Genomic DNA, 18,744 nt, shown 5'->3' on the forward strand with positions numbered 1-18,744 from the left:
GATATTTATACTTAGGAAGCTTTTTTTAAATCAATTTGCGCCAGCACTGGATCATGGTCACTTACACGGCCATGTTCTTTCATAATGTTTGAATTTAAATGTACCGGATCGACAACTGTATGCGGTGCAATATTATTCGTTACTAAAATATGATCTAATACTTGTGCATTTCCGTCATGAATATACGTGTAACGATTTTCTTTCGAAACCGTTTCTAACATATCTTGCATGTTTTCTGCTTTTAATGCTTGCAGTGGTTTCGAGAATTCGAAGTCATTCATATCACCAACTATAACAACTGGTGCATTCACATCTCGTTTTTGAATTTCTTTTACAAAATTATTTGCTTCTTGTGCAAGCTGAATTCGTTTCTCTTCACTCTTTAATACAAGTGGTTGAATTTTCCCAAACGGCGTCGCATCACCAAGTTTTGAATTTAAGTGATTTGAAACAACGACGATATTTTGTCCTTGGAATGTAAACTCCGCAGCTAACGGTTTACGAGTATTATCAAACAGCGAATTTTCTTGTCCTATGCGCGTTGGATTTGTTTCTAACAGCTTTGGCTTATCTGCCAATTTCACACGTGATGGATTATAGAAGAAACCAACGCGAATGTTCGCTCCTGGCGCTCCTCCATCTTGATTATTTTGCGGAGCAACTTCTACATACTCATATTTTGGTCCACGAATCTCTTGCACAGCATCAATAATTCGCTTAGCACTTAATGAAGCATCTGTTGTTCCATCATTGATTGATCCATTATTATCTTGCATTTCTTGTACACCAATAATATCTGGCATCTTTAAATTATATTTAATAGAATAAGCAATTGCTTTTACCTTTTCATCAGATGTTTCTTTTGCATTCGCTGAAAAGTTTTCAATATTATATGTTGCCACTGTTAATTTTCCAAGGCGAGGCTGAATATTTGCCCCTACTTGTTTAAATCCACCATCTGTTACTGATGGTAATTCTGTTACTGGTGAAATTCGATACGCACCATAGTCATACCCGACTACACCTGTTATATCTCCAGTAAACTTGTCTCCTGCTTTCGCTACATAATCACGAGGTACTTTTAAAGATAGACGCTCTGGATTGAATTGGTTCTCGCCTAATAACAGCGTTCCATATTTCGTAGTTACTTTATCTCCACCATTTGCAACTGTTACATATAAATTCCCATTTTTCTGCGGTCCAACAATTTGAGGAGTCGGCATTGTAACACGCATACCTTCTAAACTCTCATAAAAGTCAATTGCATCTTCATTTGGATCGAATACACCAAATGCATCATTATCAATAATTTGATCAGGAATCTTTACGCCATTTTCACCTAATACAATCGCAGATGGCAATTGTTGATTATTTGCTTTCACAGCAATATTGCTTGCTTTAATTTCTGTGATGGATAAATCTGTATCAAATCTGTCAGCATATCCAGATCCAATGAACTCTTCGACTTCTCCATCAATTTGAACAAGATCTCCGGCAGCTACATTTGCCTCTTTTTTATATACATAAATCCCTTCTGAAGTTGCAGGATCATTATCAGGCTGCGAGTCTTGCATATAAAATCCATTCTTATCTAGCGCTGTTACAATACCTTCTACATTTCGTACTTTTTTCCCATTATAAGGAGAAATATGTGATGCACCTTGAATATCATGAATGCGAACTTGCTCATTTTTTACAACCGTAAAAGAAAAAGTAGCAACGGCTGAAGATGAAAGACCTTCTTTTACTCCAATTGCTTTTAGAACACTGTTTTCATTTAAAACAATCGGTTCATTATAACGAATACTTTTATTCGTAGGAACAGATCCATCTAACGTATAATAGATTGTTGCCCCTTCTGTATTTGTTGTTAATGTAACTGCCGTTCCCTTTGCAATTTCTCCACCATTTGGTGATGCAGTAACATCGCTAACACGATTTTCTGTTTCACCTTGAAATTTATATGCTGTTACTGACTTTAAACCAGGACTATTAAAATATAATTCAAGTGTCCCCGTTAAACGAACCTTCTTCCCGACATTTTCAGGATGATCCTTTACATTCACTGCTGTTCTCACGTCACCTTTTGGCAACTGAACAGGCATAATTTTCTCTGGATCCGTCTCATTTGGCGAATCTGCTATCGCTACATTCGTATCTCCAAACTTCGCTGGATCCTTTGTGTATGTAGATGTGCTTTGCGTATATCCAACAATATACCCTTCCACTACCCCTTTACTGCTTCCTTGCTGCTTAAACATTTGAATCGCATCCTGCACAGACAATGCAGAACGTTCTTCTGCTTTTACTAAAGTTCCAGTAAATGAAATCAGTAGTATAAATGATAGCAAGATACTTACTAGTTTCTTCAAATTCATCGTCCTCCCCTAATTTTAATATTCTCTTAGCATGTATTATCATAACAAAAAATTCTTTATAAAGAACTTAAAATTCGACAAATTTTACAAAAAATTAATCTCATACTTCCGTATGAGATTTCTATTATGATTCCCCTACTATTTTCTTACAGTATTCCATTCCTTTTATGGATTTTATTGACAGCTGATTTTCTTACAATATAAGTAAGAATCATACAGAAAGAAGTGAAGTGAAATGTTCCTCTATATATTCTGTAGCGTTTTGGTCTTATCTTTTCTCTACGACCTTATATTTGATGCAAATTCATTACCATCCATTGCGCTGAATGACCAACCTACTAAGCAACCTCGTGAGTATGAAAGAGAGTATTATAACAGCAAAAGCACTCTTAAAAGATTTATCTAGACTAAATTGTAAAAAGTCATGGCTATCATAATAATAGCCATGACTAATATTATTATGATAGCCTTTTACGTGTATCTAGGAAATGTGTAAGCTCTATATTATTTTTAATATGGTTATCTTTTAAATACATATTTAGTACCCTTATCATTTGAAGACAACTCACATTTAATATTTAATATCTCGCATGTTTCTTTAATTATTAAAACGCCTAGCCCTTGATGAGAGTCCCTCACATTGAACCCTATTCCATTATCTTGTATAACAATAGCACCATTTTCTATCATTACATGAATAGAACTCGCCTTTGAATGACGTTGTGTATTTTGAAATACATTATCAAGTACTCTTTCTATCCATAATTCGTTACTGCGCCAAACAAGTTTCTCATCCTTAACCATATATTTAATCTCTATATTTTTATTATTATATATATATGTCCATTTCTTAATTATTTTTTCCATTAAGTTTGCTATATCAACGTTTTCATAAATTATATAGGATTTTTTAACAGACTCTAAATCTTCTTGGTTCAATTGATTTACTAATTTTGAAATATACTCAATTTGTTGATAGAGCGATGAAACAGATTTTTCTTCCAGCATCCCATTCTTTTGAAACAAAAATAGCTCTAATCTCATTGCTGTTAAAGGTGTATTAATATCATGAGACAATTTATTTAAATACTCTTTTTTAAAGGATAACTCTGTGTTTAACATAAGTTCTTTATGAGCTAAACGATCAATTAGTATGTTGATTGATTCAGCTAGCCAACCAATCTCATCATTTTTTCTTACTGGTAACTTTTCAGGTAACTTTTTGTCTTGAGATATCTTTTTGATTGTTTTATTTATTTCGTTGATTTGTCGCAAAATATGATTAATTGATTTAGAAGATATTACGATTAATAAAATCAGTAATCCAAAGAACACTCCAAATATGCTTGAATAAATTAATGTTTGATTATACGGCTGTTCTAAGTGAAAAACTGTTGATATGACTAAATAAAGTAAAAACAGAATGAGGTTAGTTAGTAAATATAAAATTGGTACAAAAAAGACTATAGCTGCTAATAACAAGTAATATTTTTTCTTAAGACTCATCCGTGATTAAGGGTATTTAATCTGTACCCTTCTCCATGAACTGTTTCAATAATATCATTATTTTCATCCAAAATTTTCTCTCTGATTTTTTTAATATGAACATTTAATACACTGTTTTTAGAATACTCTAATGGCCATAAATAATTGAATATCTGTTCCCTAGTTAAAATTCTGTCTCTATTTTCATATAAGTAAAAAAACAGCTTCCTTTCTGTTGCTGTCAATTTTATTTCAGAATGTATGTTTTGTTTAAATATTTTACAACCAACTGCATCAACGTATATATTTTGAATTTGAGTAAATAAACCGTATTTATTCTTAAGTATCAAGTGTATCCTTGCTAATAGTTCACGTGGGTCAAACGGCTTTACCAAGTAGTCTTCTCCAAGAGATAACCCTTTTAATTTACTATCTATATCACTTCGGGCTGTAAGGAATAAAATCGGAAGTGAATATCCATTCGCCTTCAATTTCTCTGATATTTCATACCCGTTTTCACCTGGTAACATGATATCGATTATTATAAGATCAGCGTATTTTACTTCTTTTAGGACTCTTTGACCATCAGTTATCCAAAGTACATGATACCCTTCTCCTTTTAATATCTCTTGTAACATGGAACCGATGGCGTGATCATCCTCAATAATTAAAATAGTATATCCATTCATTAGCAAATCACCTCTTTGAATTGTACGATTGAATAGTCCAAAATTAACCAGTATTTAACTAAACTATATCACATGATAATTCATCGCCCTACATGAACTCCGATAATATTTTCCAAGTGCCTTTTAACATTTACCTATTTTGAAACACAAGAAACAATACAAAAAATAAAAAATACGTAATAAAAAGTATAAGAATTGGTCTTAACTTTATTTCCTTCATTTTCCTTACTCCCTTAAAAACTACTTCGTTAATAAGCAAAGCTATTGAGAAAATGAAACTAACCATAGAAATTATTAAACTTACTGCTGATAATACACCCATTAACAATCAACTCCTTTTAGTGAACTTATCTTTATGGTAATGGGTATTTATAAAGATTTTATTAACACTGAAATGATTATTTTTGAATTTCTTGTTAATTAATAAACGGTGTATAGCTTGCAAAGAAAGAGGATACTATGTCCTCATGTGGAACATAGTATCCTCTTCTAATTATATAAATACATTAAGATTGTTTTTCTCATTGTTCAATCCATTTCGTTTCAAACAATACACACTTTACTGTCACCTCTTAAAATACACCTTTCTATTAAGTTGCTAATACTATTAAAGCGTCTGTCCATTATCAATTGTAAATACCTGTCCCGTAATAGATTCCTGAGTCAATTGAAAAAGGATAGCCTCTGCAATATCATTTGGTGTTGAAATTCTTTGAAGTGGTAGATTTCCCGCAAGTTGGTACATCTTCTCCTCATTACCTGACCACCATCTCGTATGAACTGCACCAGGAGAAATACTATTTACTCTGATGTCAGGTGCTAATGCAATAGCGAGCGACTTTGTCATCGTATGAATGGCTGATTTTGTTGCTGCATACGGTATAGATGATCCTAGTCCCGTTATCCCTGCAACGCTCCCCATATTCACAATCGCACCCGATTTTTGCTTCTTCATATAAGGAACAACAGCTTTTATACAATGAAACATCCCTTTCACGTTTACACTGAAAAGAGAATCCCACACTTGATCCGTTACGGACTCTAGGTCATCCATCGGTATTTGAGCTGTTATACTCGCATTATTCACTAAACAATCTACTGTTCCAAAAAAATGAACAGTTTGAGATACCATCGCCTCCACTTCTTCTTTTTGTGCTATATTTGCTTTCAAAGTGATCGCTGTACCTCCTCGCTGCTTTATTTCATTCACTGCTTCTAACGCTTCTTTTTCTGAACGACTATAATTAATCACAACTTTTGCTCCTAAACTAGCTAACTTCAAAGCAGTAGCCTTTCCGATACCCGTACCGCCACCTGTTATAATAACTACTTTATCTTTTATGCCCATTTTAAAATCTCCCCACTGTACCTGATTCCATTTCATTTTATCTTCGTTCATTTGAGGAGTATAATACTGAATAATGAAGCCGATATCATTTTAAATGATATCTAGTGGAGGGATCTATTCTTGGAAAGCCATGACTTATGGATTTTTAAACATGTTGCAGAACTACAATCAATATCTAGAGCTGCTGAGAAATTAGGATATGTACAACCGAATATAAGCCAGCGCATTAAAAATTTAGAAGATGAATTAGGCGTTAAAATATTAAAGCGTAATAATAGAGGGGTCACATTAACGGAAGAAGGAAAAGTGTTATTAGATTACACAAATGAAATTATGCTTTTAATGAATGAGGCAAAATCAAAAATAAACCCTCAGAAATGGAGAGAATCTTTAACAATTGGAGCATCTCAAACCATTTCTGCGGTGAAAGTGCCTCAGCTATTCTCTTCTTTTTTGGCATCCTATAAAAATATGGATGTGAAAATAAGAACGAATGATAACGCAAAGTTACAGGAAATGCTTTTATATGGAGAACTTGACGGGATTTTTTTAAGCGGGACATACAACCATTCACAACTCGAAACCGTGTACAGTTATTATGAAAATATCATACTCATCTCATCAAAACATAATCCACTCGAAAATCAAATTTTACTCGTGAACAGTGATCCAAATTGTATATATAGACAACAACTTTTAGATTACTGTAATAAGAACGACTTTGACCAGAAAACGATAATGGAGTTTGATTCACTTGAGTCTATTATGCAAGCTGCTCATGATGGGCTCGGTATTAGTATAATACCAGCTAATGTTGCGTATAGCCGAACAAAGACAAAAGCGATTCATTATGAAGAACTACCTGAAACAGTCAAAATTGACTTTGTGATTAAGCGTAGAAAACAACAACCGCAAAGCTTAAAGAAATTCATTCGTTTTTTAAAAGAGTTATAAATTTTAAACAAAGCCCCTTTAGTTTTTCAAAAGGGACTTTGTTTGAAACCTCACTTGAACAGAAGATACGTTTTTCCCCTCTCCTAAATCAATATGGGTATTTATAACAACAACGATTCAATTAGTTTCATAAGTTGTTGTTTTGTTTGGCTCAAATAGTTTCTTTTTTTAGAAGAAATTAATAATCCTATAGGCACTTTAGGATTAAATCCTTTAATCTTAAATGATATATTACTTTGTTTTAAGACCGTTCCCTTAGGGAGAATACCTATGGCGTTTCCAAAAACCATTTGTGGAATGAGATGTACCGCACTACAATTGTAGACTCTTTGAAAAGATACATTGTTTTCTACTAAGAAAGAGTTTACAGCTTTGTAATAATTACAACTATTTTCTCCAATCAAGATTGGATAATGAATGATATCAGATATTTCAACTGACTCTTTTTTTAATACTGGATGATTCGGGTTATTGACTATAAATTCGATTTGTTCTTTGCTAAGTGGGGTGAAATTTAGATTAGAAATATTTTCGTTGTTTGCACAAACAGCAAAATCAATCTTATTTTGCTCTATCATTTGTGATAAAAGCGCTGTGTTTCCTACAACAAAATCACAATGTATGTACGGTTTCTCATCGTTTAAATATTTTAATATGGGGGGAATTAATTTTTCTGCAACAGATTCTAATATCCCGATTCTTAATGTTCCTTTCTCCTCATTACTTATACGCTGCGCTTGAGATATTGAATAATTCCAATGCATTAATAAGTTATCTACTTCCTCTGCAAATAAAATGCCTTCCTCTGTTAACCGAGCATCCCATCCACGTTCAAATAGAAGAAAACCAAGTTCATTTTCGAGTTTTTTTATATGTGTTGTTACTGTTGATTGAGCATAGTTTAATTTTTTGGCCGCAAGTGAAAAAGTTCCTTCCTGGACAATCATTTTGAACGTTTTTAGCTCTTTTATTTCCATTTTCACACCTAATCTCGATCGATTTTATTGATAATTGTATTATATATTTTCAATTATACAAATCAAAATCGCAGCAGTAAAATAAATCCATAAGAAAGGGAGTGAATATATGCCATTTGTTACTGTTTATTATCCAGACGGTCAATTGCATAGAGAAGAGTTAAAAAGAGTAAGCAATCGTATTCACTATTCATTAATTGAACATTTTAGCATTCCAGAAAATGATTACTTTCACATGTTTTTACCCTACCCACCCAATCATTTTTTTTACGACCCGCATTATCTCTTAGAAGAGGAGAAAAAGAGAACAGATAAAATGATACATGTTTCTATTACATGTGGACCTGAACGAACAATACAGCAAAAAAGAAATTTGTATCAATCAATCTCAGAAGCTTTTTATGACCATTTAAACATCTCTACAACTAATATTTTTATTACATTGAATGAAACATCTGCTGAAAACTGGTCATTTGGTCAGGGAATAGCCCAAATGGTTACAATGAAGGAGAAAAAGAATCATGAATGATCGTATCGAACTCAATATTTCAAAGAAAATGAGGGATACTGCTCCCAATTTTGTTGATTATAGTGAAAATGTGTTATTCGAAAAGGTATGGAGAGACCCTGCTTTAACACCAAAAGAAAGAAGTTTCATTACACTTTCTGCTTTAATTAGTATTGGTAATACTGAACAACTACCATTTCATCTACAACTAGCCGAAAAAAACGGAATGAACCAACAAGAAATCATTGCTCTCATAACACATTTAGCCTTTTACGCCGGATGGCCAAAAGCAGCTGCAGCACTGAACGTAATACTGCGTTAAAAATAAATGACTTATTACATTATCATCTGTTTCCTATTGGCATTCGGAAACTTATTAAAGACTTTCAGACAGGTAATCACTCTAGTTCTGTTTATATAGGGGGAATTGATTAAATGAAATCACAAACCCTAATTTAGCAACTAACGTAAAAACTCCATTTTGAATAAAGATTGTTCAAAATGGAGTTAATTCTTTAAATTATGTTCTTGATTTTTATAGAAAAGTTTAATCATTTCTTGCGATTATTATTAAAAAAGCGCCTGTTAACTTAATAATCACTCTTATGCTTCGCAAAATAGGTTAGAAAAAGTATGACCACCTTCTAATTTAAAGGTGGTCTGTTTCATTATTGCGCAATTAATTCCGCTTCATCTATTTTTTCTAAATAGGATAATACATGCTTGACTGCCGCCTCACCTTGATCAATACAATCTGGAAGACCAGATCCAGCATAAGAACTACCTGCTAAATAAACACCCGGTAATTCTTTATCCATAAATGTTTTTAACTTTGTCATACGTTCTTTATGTCCCACTGTATATTGCGGCATTGCATCTTTCCAGCGGCTTACAACAGTAAAGTCTGGATCTGCCTTAATATCCATTGTTTTTTGCAAATCTTCTAATATAAATTGAACAATTTCTTCATCTGTTTGCTCTACGATTGCTTCATCACCAGGACGCCCAACGTAACAACGAAGAAGAACTTTTCCTTCTGGTGTTGTATGCGGCCACTTCTTATGTGTCCACGTACATGCTGTAATAGAAAAATCACTATTTCGAGATACAACGAAGCCCGTACCATCAATATCACGCTTGATTGCTTCTTTCGGAAAAGCGAGTGCAACATTCGCAACCGATGTTGATGGAATATTGCGGAAGAAGCGGAACTCTTTATACTGTGCAAACATAGATGGCAATACTTTATGAGACGCAGCAACAACGATGGAATCCGCCTCAATTTCTTTTCCATTACTTAGTGTAATATGATAACCATCACCCATTTTTACAACTTTTTCAATGCGAGTGCCCTTCACAACAGTTCCATCTTCTAGCTGCTCTTCTATTTTTTCTACAATGGATTGTAAGCCTGTTTTTAATGTTAAAAAGATCCCTTTCGGCTTTACATCTTTTATTTTCTTCGGAGCCAACGTACGCATACCTAGTGAAATACTACGATATTTTTGCTCCACTTGATAAAATTGTGGGAACGTGGCCATTAAACTCATTTGATCAATATCCCCCGCATAAATTCCAGATAACAATGGTTCGATTAAGTTTTCAACCACTTCATTTCCTAGACGACGACGGAAAAATTGACCAAGTGATTGATCAGAAACAGGTTTTGAACGTGGCAATACAAAATCAAAACCTGCTCTTACTTTACCAATCGGAGAGAACAATCCTGAAAATAGAAACGGGGTAACTTGCGTTGGAATGCCCATCATAGATCCGCTCGGCATCTTATGTAATCGATTGTTCACGAGAACAAATGATTGACCAGTTGCATTGTTTACAAGCTCATCTCCAAGTTCGAGTTCTCTTGCTAGTCTAGCTGCACTCTCTTTTCTTTCTAAGAAAGAATCTGGACCACGCTCAATTGTAAATCCATCTTTTCGAACGGTTTGAATTTTCCCTCCAAGTTTACCCGATGCTTCTATTAACAATGTATCAATCGGCAATCCTTTTTCGCGAATTTCTTTTTGTAAGTAATACGCTGTTGTTAAACCTGTAATTCCACCACCGATGATAACAACTTTCTTCTTCAAAACGGCTCCTCCTTTCCCAAGGTATTACGAAACATCCATTTGTTTCTTTAACACTACATCTGCTAAACAAGAAATAAATGAATCTGATGCATTTGGCATTTCTGGACGATAATACTTTGCTCCAATTTCTTCTGTAACGATTTTGCATTCAATATCATTGTCATATAACACTTCTAAATGTTCAGCTACAAATCCAACCGGTGCATATACAAATGAAGTGTAGTTATACTTTTCATGTAGCTCTCTCGTTAAATCTTGTACATCTGGCCCAATCCATGGGTCCGGTGTATTTCCAGCACTTTGCCAACCGACTGCATAATTTCGAACTTCCGCACCACGTGCAATATAATCAGCTGTTTCATTTAACTGTTCTGGGTAAGGATCACCTAACGCAATAATTTTCTCTGGTAAACTATGCGCAGACACGATTAACACTGCTTTTTCACGTTCTTCTTCTGTCATACCATCATATATTTTTTTCACTTCGTTTACCCAATACTCGATAAACTTCGGTTCTTTATACCAGCTATCGATACCATGAATTGTTAAGTTTCCAAGCTTATCTGCTTCTTCTTGCGCCCGGCCGACATAGGACTTTACGCTGAACGTAGAATAGTGCGGAGCAAGAACAAGGGCAATTGCCTCTTCAATCCCATCATTATGCATTTCTTTCACAGCATCCTCAATGAAAGGTTCTATATGTTTTAAGCCAAGATACATGTGGAATTCCACATGATCCTGCATTTCGTTTAAACGCTTTTCTACTTTTTTCGCTTGTTCTAATGTAATAGTAGCTAAAGGAGAAATACCGCCAATCGCGCGATAGCGTTCCGTTAAGTCCTTCAGCATTTCTGGACTCGGCTTTCGCCCTCTGCGAATATGCGTATAGTACCGTTCAATATCTTCTTCTTTATACGGTGTGCCGTATGCCATTACAAGCAAACCAATTTTCTTTTTCATACACCTATTCTCCTTTACTTCGCTAACTGTTCTTTAGAATACTCATGAATAAATGTCGTCAAGCTTTTTAATGTATCTGGATTTACTTCTGGGAATACACCGTGACCTAAGTTAAATACATAACCAGGCTGCTTCATTCCTTGATCGAGAATCCCTTTTACATGCTCTCTGATAACGTCCCATGGTGCAAGTAAGAATGAAGGATCCATATTGCCTTGTACTGCTTTATGAATGCCGCGTGCACGCGCTTCTTCAATTGACAGGCGCCAATCAAGTCCGACTACATCAAGAGATAAGTCATTCCATTCATTTGCTAAATGTCCTGCTCCAACGCCGTGCATAATCATCGGAACGCCCATCGTGCGAACTTCCGTGAAAATACGCTCCATTGCAGGTTTAATAAACAAACGATAATCTGCTACATTCACTGTTCCAACCCAAGAATCAAAGACTTGCACTGCTTTTGCCCCTGCTTTGATCTGTGCCTTCAAATATGTAACTACCATATCTGCAAGCTTATCCATTAAAGCAAACCAAGCTTTCGGTTCTGCATACATAAACGCCTTCGTTTTGTGGTAATTACGAGAAGGTCCGCCTTCGATCATATAACTTGCTAATGTAAATGGCGCCCCTGAAAAGCCAATTAGCGGAACATCTAACATCTCGTTTGTTAATAAACGAATTGTATCTAATATGTATGGAACATCCTCTTCTGGATGAATTTCACCAAGTTTTTCTACGTCCTGTAAAGAACGAATTGGGTTATCAATAACCGGTCCAATCCCAGATTTAATTTCAACATCAACGCCAATTGCTGGAAGTGGCGACATAATATCTTTATAAAGAATCGCTGCGTCTACATTATATTGATCAACTGGAAGCTTTGTAACATATGCACATAACTCCGGATTGTGTGTAATTTCAAATAAAGAATACTTCTCTTTTATCTTTCTATACTCAGGTTGTGAACGTCCTGCTTGTCGCATATACCATGCTGGTATATATTCTGTTTGTTCCCCTTTACATGCTTTTAAAAATGTCTCATTTATATTTCTTACCAAAACCCTTGCTCCCTTCCTTACCTATACGAACCCTATCCTATTATTTATCTTTTTTTACTATACAGCTTGTAAAAACAAAATGCATAACATTATGTACGTTGTTCATGAAATTGACACAAACGCTCGTAAAACCGCTTACTATTTTCATAACATTCTTATTATATCACAAGCAAAAATTACGGTTTAGCTACTTTTGTCTTTTCTCCTTCTCGATTTGTTTGTGGATTGTACGGAACTACATAAAAGCTTGGTTTAGAGAATATGTTAATAAACTTTTCCTCATACTCACCAATCCCTTTTGCCGTTCCAACGTGAATATGCTTCCCTTGTTCTACTTTATAGATTCTATATACAACCCGTTTATCGGGAAGTGGAGTCCAGTGTAATTTTGCAGTAAACAAGCTAAATGGACTAAAAGATAACTGTGCTTCCACGTTCTCAATTTTACTTAGGCGGATTGGTTTTCCAATTGTTTCGACACCTTTTGGCCGCTTGAAATTTGAATTATCTTGTACATTTGCCTTCGTTAAAATCTTTTTAAATAATTCTGTTGCAGATAGCTTTCCATCATAAAGTTGGTGTTCTTTATCCGTACGATCATACCCAATCCATACCGCGCCTACTAAACTCGGAGTATATCCAACAAACCAAATATCCCTAGCGCCTTCACTTTGATTAGGAAGTGACGTTGTACCTGTTTTCCCAGCTAATGCACCGTTATATACTCCCGCTCTCGCTGTCCCCTCCCTTACAACCCCTTCTAACATTTTTGTCATATACCATGCTGTTTGTTTTGAAAAAACTTTCGTTTCGTTTTTAGGTGATTCTCCAATCACCTTTCCGTGTCGATCGAGTACCTGTTCAATAACATGCGGCTCAATAATTTTTCCATTCGCTAAGAACGCACGGTACATCTTTACAAGTTCAAATGGAGAGACCCCTTCTTTAAGTCCGCCAAGTGCCGTACTTAAACCAGATTCTGCAATATGAATATTTCCCTTCTCTAAATATTGCTTCCCTTGCTCTACACCCATTTCATGTAATAAAGATACAGCCGGTACATTCGCCGATTCTAAGAGTGCATCATACATCGTTACTTCTTTTGAATACCTATGATTATAATTTCGTGGTTCATACCCTTCAAAAGATGTTTGCTCGTTTGTTAATAAAGAATACGGATTATATTTTTTTGTTTCCAGCGCTGGTGCATACACAATGAGCGGCTTTAAAACAGACCCTGGCTGTCTTTTCGCAAACACTCTATTAAATCCTCTTGGGACATACTCTCTTCCGCCAATTGCCGCTTTAATTCCTCCAGTTGCATTATCCATTAATAAAAAAGCACCTTGTGCCCCGTTTTCTTTACCTGGAAAATTTCGTGCATCTTGAAATTGATCATAAGCTACTTTTTGAATTTTTTCATCCATAGATACAATAAATGTATATCCTCCGCGAAGCACTTCTTGATGTGACAAACCATATAACTGCGCTGCTTCATCTACAACCATATCCACATATGGTATATAAGCAAGTTCTCGCTCATCTAAACTTTTATAAAGAGCAATTGTCTTTCCTTGGTAACGAACACTCTCCTCAGCTGATAAATATCCTTGTTTATGCATAAGAGATAAAACTAAATCACGGCGCTCTTTGTTCTTTTCTGGATATAAAAAGGGAGAATATCCATTCGGTGCTTTCGGAAGACCTGCAAGCATCGCCCCTTCTTCAACTGTTAATTTTTCTACATCTTTATTAAAATACAATTTCGCCGCTGCTTGAATCCCGTAAGCACCATGACCAAAATAAATATGATTCATATACATTTCAAGAAGCTGTTGCTTCGTATATTTATGTTCCAATTGAAGAGCGATTGCCACTTCTTTTAATTTACGTGTAAATGTTTTTTCATGAGTTAAAAAAACATTTTTAACTAACTGCTGCGTAATTGTACTTCCGCCTTCCACTTTCTCTCCTGCTAAAATGTCTTTATACAACGCGCGAAACACAGAAGGGTAATCGATTCCATAATGTTCATAAAATCTAGCGTCTTCTACAGCTATAAACGCCTCTGCTACATGTTTTGGAATTCGCTCAATTGGTACAAGCTCTCTATTTTCTACATATAACTTCGTAATTTCTTTTCCTCGCTGATCAACGATACGTGATGAAGAGTGGAAAACAAGCCGTTTTTCATCCATTATATAACCACCAGCTAACACAATCAGTTTATAGAATACAATCGCCACTACAAACACTGCTACGCCGCCCATTAGGCTCCACTTTATTTTCTTCATACATCGTCCTTCTTTCCAAATGATGGTATGTTTATTATTTGAAAAACGATTATCTTTATGTATATAATCTTCGAAGTTTTTTGTAAGAGTTGCTATAATGAAACTAAACTCATAAAGGGGGCATTACAATGAAAGCGATTATTTCATACGAAACACCTCTAGAACAACCACATTTCACTGCAAAGAATGATGAGAAAGATATGTTTTATAAAGAAAATACCGAGGAAACTGTAGAAGGATCACTTCAATATGATGTGCTAGATGCTGTCGGAGAATTTAAAGGACAACCTGGCTATATTGTGTGTAACAACATTTCTGTTACAGATGAAGGCCGTCCTGTTTTTGAAAATCGTTTTAAAAACCGTGCAGGACTGATTGAAAACGAACCCGGTTTCCAAGCAATCCGCATTCTTCGCCCATTAAGTAACGATACATATGTCATTATGACAATGTGGGAAAATGAACAAAACTTTAAAGATTGGACAGAGTCACGTTCTTTCGAAAATGCACATAAAAAACGCCCTGCACAAACAAATGCAGAGCCGCAAAAGAGCATTTTTTCAAGACCTTCTTTTGTGACTACTTTTGATGTGTTAGCTTAAACAAAAAAGCTGTAACTTCGATTGAGGAGAAGCTACAGCTTTTTTCTCTGTCTTCCACGAACTCATCGCCCTTTTATCTTGAAATACTTTCCACTTCATTTCTACCACAGTAACTACATTGACCTCGTCTACGATAATAATAAGCGATAGAAGCAAGCCCTAGCGCTATCCCCCAGAGAATCCATAAAAGCATTGGCCCTATTGAACCCCAAATGTGACTCAGCAAAATATTATCTGTAGACACGAGGTGAAGTTTAACCGCGATAAAAGCGAAAGTAAAGGTGAAGCCAGCAGCGGTTACAGCAATCGCTACACACGATGCTGGAATCACCGCCAGCAGGATTGGCACCCTTTTACCGTTAACGAATGGGAACCATCGCGGGAAGGTTTCACCCCATTTCTGGATCAAACCCAGCGTAAGAATACTACCGGCGATACATATCGATCCGAAAGCCCATTCAGTAATATGATGCGCTGGGTTAACATTTGAAAAGTCCTGCAAAAACTTCGCGTCAATTCCTAGCGGGATTTTCAATGCCCAAGCATAGCGCGTAATTGCGTATGGAATAGGAGCAAGAGCCGCAAGATAGGTAATCCATCGACTCCATCGCATGAGAAGAGATGTTTTCCCGTCCGCTTTCCTTCCGCAATATTCACATGCATGGCGTATTTTTCTTCGATAAGCTACAGCGAAAAACCCCCAAGATATTCCTCCTAGAACACATATAATTTGATTGAGCATCAGCCAGTCACATTTAAATTTTAATAAAAAAGCATAAGCCATGGCCGCAATCAGACTGGCATCCGGTACAAAGAGGAGTAAAGCAGCCGCCCACCCCCAGGCATAAATGAGGATAAGCCGCTGTTGGAAAGTCTTTTCCACTGGCTTCCTCATTGAAAATCCAACCAATATACCTATCAGACAAAGAACAACAAATATGATACCTCCAACCTGGGACGGAAGATAACTAACCTTTCCAGCAAACAAATCCATACCATCTTCATTCTTAAAAGGATACCCCTCTCCTCCAAGCAACCAGTAAAGATGCATCGATCCATAAAGGGCTGACCAAGCAATGGCTATATACCCAATCCAAGATGGCCATCGCTTTAGGCTCATTCCTTCTCTTTTCTTTGGTGAAGGCAATGCAGAATTTGTATCCATGTTAGATTTGTCAATGGAAGTCTTTGAATCCACTCAAAAAACACCCTTTCCTATTATTTTCTTGAGACTGATCTACCCCGTTTTCCTGTATACACATGCATCCAAATTTGACACTAACCTGCTCACAGCCCCTTTCTTTTTTTAACTCTCATAAAAAATCACCTCGATATCCATTGTATTGAGCGAATGGAAAATCGAGGTGACCTCAAGTTTAAATCTAGTTTAATTTTTGCCTTAAATAATGCCATGTACCTTGCGGAGAACTGGATACCTCCCAAAAAACATCCATTTCCCTGGTCATGAGCGAAACGATGGATAGCCCGATGCCCGCTCCTTTTGCTTCTGAGTGGTGCTCCATTCCCCGCCCTTTATCTCTGATGACCATAAATAAGTCGCCGTCACGATCAATTGTTTCTACACAAATATATCCGCCAGAACTGGCATGCCTAATGACATTTTGAAACAGGTTATCCAATATACTGCGCAGCCAGAGAGAATCCACCTGCCAAATCAATGAACAGTCAGCCAAATGGACATTCACTTCAAAACCTTCTTTCTCAAAAACCGGATACCACTCGGCGACAGCATTACGTAACTCTTCAATCACATCTATGTTTGTCTTCTCTAATGGATACTTTCCAGCTGAAAGTAATGTGTAAGTAAGAAGATTTTCAAGTAATTTTCCAACATCATTTAGTTTGTTGACGATAATTTGTACCGATGCGGTTGCTTTTAAGGATGAGGGGTTATTCTGAATGGAGTAGGCATGCTGTCTAATAACGGTTAAAGGCGTCCGTAAATCGTGAGAGATATTCGCAATCAATTGTTTTCGTAGATACTCTTCTTCCTTCTCGCGCTTCTGGCTGTCTTTTAACTGATTGATCATCCTGTTAAAGGCTTTTTCCAATTGTCCAATCTCATCACTGTTATTGACTGTAACCTTATCAGGTATTCCATCATTTACGGTATCTGACATTGCGCTTTGAAGTTGTACAAGTCTTTTGCGAATACTTAAAAAAAACAACAAAGATACCACTACAATCGAAACACCTACGACAAAAATAATAAGGATTAAAAAGAGATCTCCATTTACTGGCTGAATCGCAAGCGTCGTAATAGATTTCGGGATATGAAATACCATAAATCCTTGTTCACCATCTTTACCAATCGTAGCTGTCACAGTGAATATATCTTGTTGCCTTTTCCTATCGAGATAGTTGATGAGGTTCAAAGGTGTCCATTGATCAGGAATCTCTACGATACGCTGATTGATCACATGGGTTTTCCCCGCTTTGTCGACCCAAAACAGCTCAGCTTTCGGATAATGTCCTTGTATCTTACCGAGCTTTTCATTGATTGTATTCTCATTAGCTTCATTTAGTTTTTCAGCTTCATGTTTCCACATTTTTTCTATTTCCAGTGGCTCATGTATCGTATCTTGTTTAAGCAAAATGTCAGGTAAATAATAGATTGCTGGCAAAATAGGCCACATGAATAAAGAGGCAAGGATCAATAATAAATATTTGGTAACGAGCGATCTTCGAATATTCATAACTTCAACCGATACCCGATGCCGCGAATCGTCTCGATAATCTGAGGATGACTGGGATCAATCTCTATTTTTTCACGCAAATGACGAATGTGGACCATAAGAGTCCGATCCCCTTTTATATAGGAATCTTCCCACACAGCTTCATATATTTGCTTTTGAGTCAAAATCTGATTTGGATGATTGAAGAGAAACATAAAGATATGAAACTGTTTACCAGTTAAGACAATCTCTTTATTCGTTTGTGAACTCAAAATACGGTTAGCTTTCCGGTCAATACTTAAATGGTTCAACTGTATATGATCCGGAGAAACCACACCGAGTCGCCTTAAGAGAACATGAATGCGGGCCTCGAGTTCATCAGGATGGTACGGCTTCGTCATATAATCATCTGCAAAAGCAAGCCCTTGCAGTTTATCTTCTATTGAAGCTCTCGCTGTGAGCATCATAATTGGTATTTCAGGGAACTTTTGCTTCATTCGCTGTCCAACCGTATAACCATCAAGCCCCGGAAGCATAATGTCCATAATAACAACGTCCGTTTGTTCCAAGTATTCAAATGCATGATGGCCAGACTTCAACCAAATCACTTTATATCCCCGTTCAGTAAAAAACTCACTTACCCATAATCCAATTTCTTTATCATCTTCTATATGTAAAATTGTTAATCCCATCACATTTCTC

At 36.0% G+C, this 18,744-nt stretch carries 16 protein-coding genes; 4 read left to right on the top strand and 12 right to left on the bottom strand.

Translation table 11 applies throughout. From position 1 onward, the window contains the following. Positions 1-11: 11 nt before the first annotated feature. From C564_RS0120280 to C564_RS0120300, 4 genes are all read right to left on the bottom strand, one after another. On the bottom strand, positions 12-2,378 hold the full coding sequence (locus tag C564_RS0120280) for a DUF6359 domain-containing protein (RefSeq protein ID WP_018766597.1): 2,367 nt from the start codon (positions 2,376-2,378) through the stop codon (positions 12-14). A gap of 519 nt (positions 2,379-2,897) precedes the next feature. Continuing rightward, positions 2,898-3,860, bottom strand: coding sequence for a HAMP domain-containing sensor histidine kinase (locus tag C564_RS0120285; protein WP_165774917.1), 963 nt, complete (start codon positions 3,858-3,860; stop codon positions 2,898-2,900). Positions 3,861-3,880: 20 nt separating this feature from the next. After that, positions 3,881-4,552, bottom strand: coding sequence for a response regulator transcription factor (locus C564_RS0120290; RefSeq protein WP_018766599.1), 672 nt, complete (start codon positions 4,550-4,552; stop codon positions 3,881-3,883). A 607-nt stretch (positions 4,553-5,159) separates the two neighbouring features. After that, positions 5,160-5,900 (bottom strand): SDR family NAD(P)-dependent oxidoreductase, encoded by a 741-nt coding sequence (locus tag C564_RS0120300; RefSeq protein WP_018766601.1) that lies wholly within the window; start codon positions 5,898-5,900, stop codon positions 5,160-5,162. A gap of 120 nt (positions 5,901-6,020) precedes the next feature. Between C564_RS0120300 and C564_RS0120305 the strand changes: the two genes are divergently transcribed. Then, positions 6,021-6,854 (top strand): LysR family transcriptional regulator, encoded by an 834-nt coding sequence (locus C564_RS0120305; RefSeq protein WP_018766602.1) that lies wholly within the window; start codon positions 6,021-6,023, stop codon positions 6,852-6,854. A gap of 101 nt (positions 6,855-6,955) precedes the next feature. On the opposite strand, the gene C564_RS0120310 is transcribed toward C564_RS0120305, so the two are convergent. After that, positions 6,956-7,831 (bottom strand): LysR family transcriptional regulator, encoded by an 876-nt coding sequence (locus C564_RS0120310; protein WP_018766603.1) that lies wholly within the window; start codon positions 7,829-7,831, stop codon positions 6,956-6,958. Positions 7,832-7,940: 109 nt separating this feature from the next. Between C564_RS0120310 and C564_RS0120315 the strand changes: the two genes are divergently transcribed. After that, positions 7,941-8,360 (top strand): tautomerase family protein, encoded by a 420-nt coding sequence (locus C564_RS0120315; RefSeq protein ID WP_003195789.1) that lies wholly within the window; start codon positions 7,941-7,943, stop codon positions 8,358-8,360. Beyond that, positions 8,353-8,661 (top strand): carboxymuconolactone decarboxylase family protein, encoded by a 309-nt coding sequence (locus tag C564_RS0120320; RefSeq protein WP_018766604.1) that lies wholly within the window; start codon positions 8,353-8,355, stop codon positions 8,659-8,661. Before C564_RS0120315 ends, C564_RS0120320 begins: the two co-directional genes overlap by 8 nt. Positions 8,662-9,007: 346 nt before the next feature. Here C564_RS0120320 and hemY read toward each other — a convergent pair whose 3' ends face one another. From hemY to C564_RS0120340, 4 genes are all read right to left on the bottom strand, one after another. Beyond that, positions 9,008-10,429 carry a protoporphyrinogen oxidase gene (hemY, locus tag C564_RS0120325; RefSeq protein WP_018766605.1) on the bottom strand — a complete coding sequence of 474 codons (1,422 nt, stop codon included), beginning with the start codon at positions 10,427-10,429 and terminating at the stop codon, positions 9,008-9,010. A gap of 24 nt (positions 10,430-10,453) precedes the next feature. Then, positions 10,454-11,389: a ferrochelatase gene (hemH, locus tag C564_RS0120330; protein WP_006093870.1), complete on the bottom strand. Its 936-nt coding sequence runs from the start codon at positions 11,387-11,389 to the stop codon at positions 10,454-10,456. Between the two features lie 14 nt (positions 11,390-11,403). Next, a complete protein-coding gene (gene hemE, locus C564_RS0120335; RefSeq protein WP_018766606.1) occupies positions 11,404-12,450 on the bottom strand; it encodes a uroporphyrinogen decarboxylase in 1,047 nt (348 codons plus the stop codon). Positions 12,451-12,626: 176 nt separating this feature from the next. Beyond that, entirely contained in the window at positions 12,627-14,744 is a 2,118-nt protein-coding gene (locus tag C564_RS0120340) for a transglycosylase domain-containing protein (protein WP_026008642.1), read from the bottom strand. A gap of 128 nt (positions 14,745-14,872) precedes the next feature. On the opposite strand from C564_RS0120340, the gene C564_RS0120345 reads away from it, so the two are divergent. After that, a complete protein-coding gene (locus tag C564_RS0120345; protein WP_018766608.1) occupies positions 14,873-15,346 on the top strand; it encodes an antibiotic biosynthesis monooxygenase family protein in 474 nt (157 codons plus the stop codon). 73 nt (positions 15,347-15,419) lie between these two features. On the opposite strand, the gene C564_RS0120350 is transcribed toward C564_RS0120345, so the two are convergent. The 3 genes from C564_RS0120350 to C564_RS0120360 form a co-directional block, all read right to left on the bottom strand. Next, positions 15,420-16,544, bottom strand: coding sequence for a DUF3995 domain-containing protein (locus C564_RS0120350; protein ID WP_018766609.1), 1,125 nt, complete (start codon positions 16,542-16,544; stop codon positions 15,420-15,422). A gap of 184 nt (positions 16,545-16,728) precedes the next feature. Next, a complete protein-coding gene (locus C564_RS0120355; protein WP_018766610.1) occupies positions 16,729-17,991 on the bottom strand; it encodes a HAMP domain-containing sensor histidine kinase in 1,263 nt (420 codons plus the stop codon). 68 nt (positions 17,992-18,059) lie between these two features. Continuing rightward, a complete protein-coding gene (locus C564_RS0120360; RefSeq protein WP_018766611.1) occupies positions 18,060-18,734 on the bottom strand; it encodes a response regulator transcription factor in 675 nt (224 codons plus the stop codon). Positions 18,735-18,744 lie beyond the last annotated feature (10 nt).

This window comes from Bacillus sp. 105MF (assembly GCF_000374885.1).
GTDB lineage: Bacteria > Bacillota > Bacilli > Bacillales > Bacillaceae_G > Bacillus_A > Bacillus_A pseudomycoides.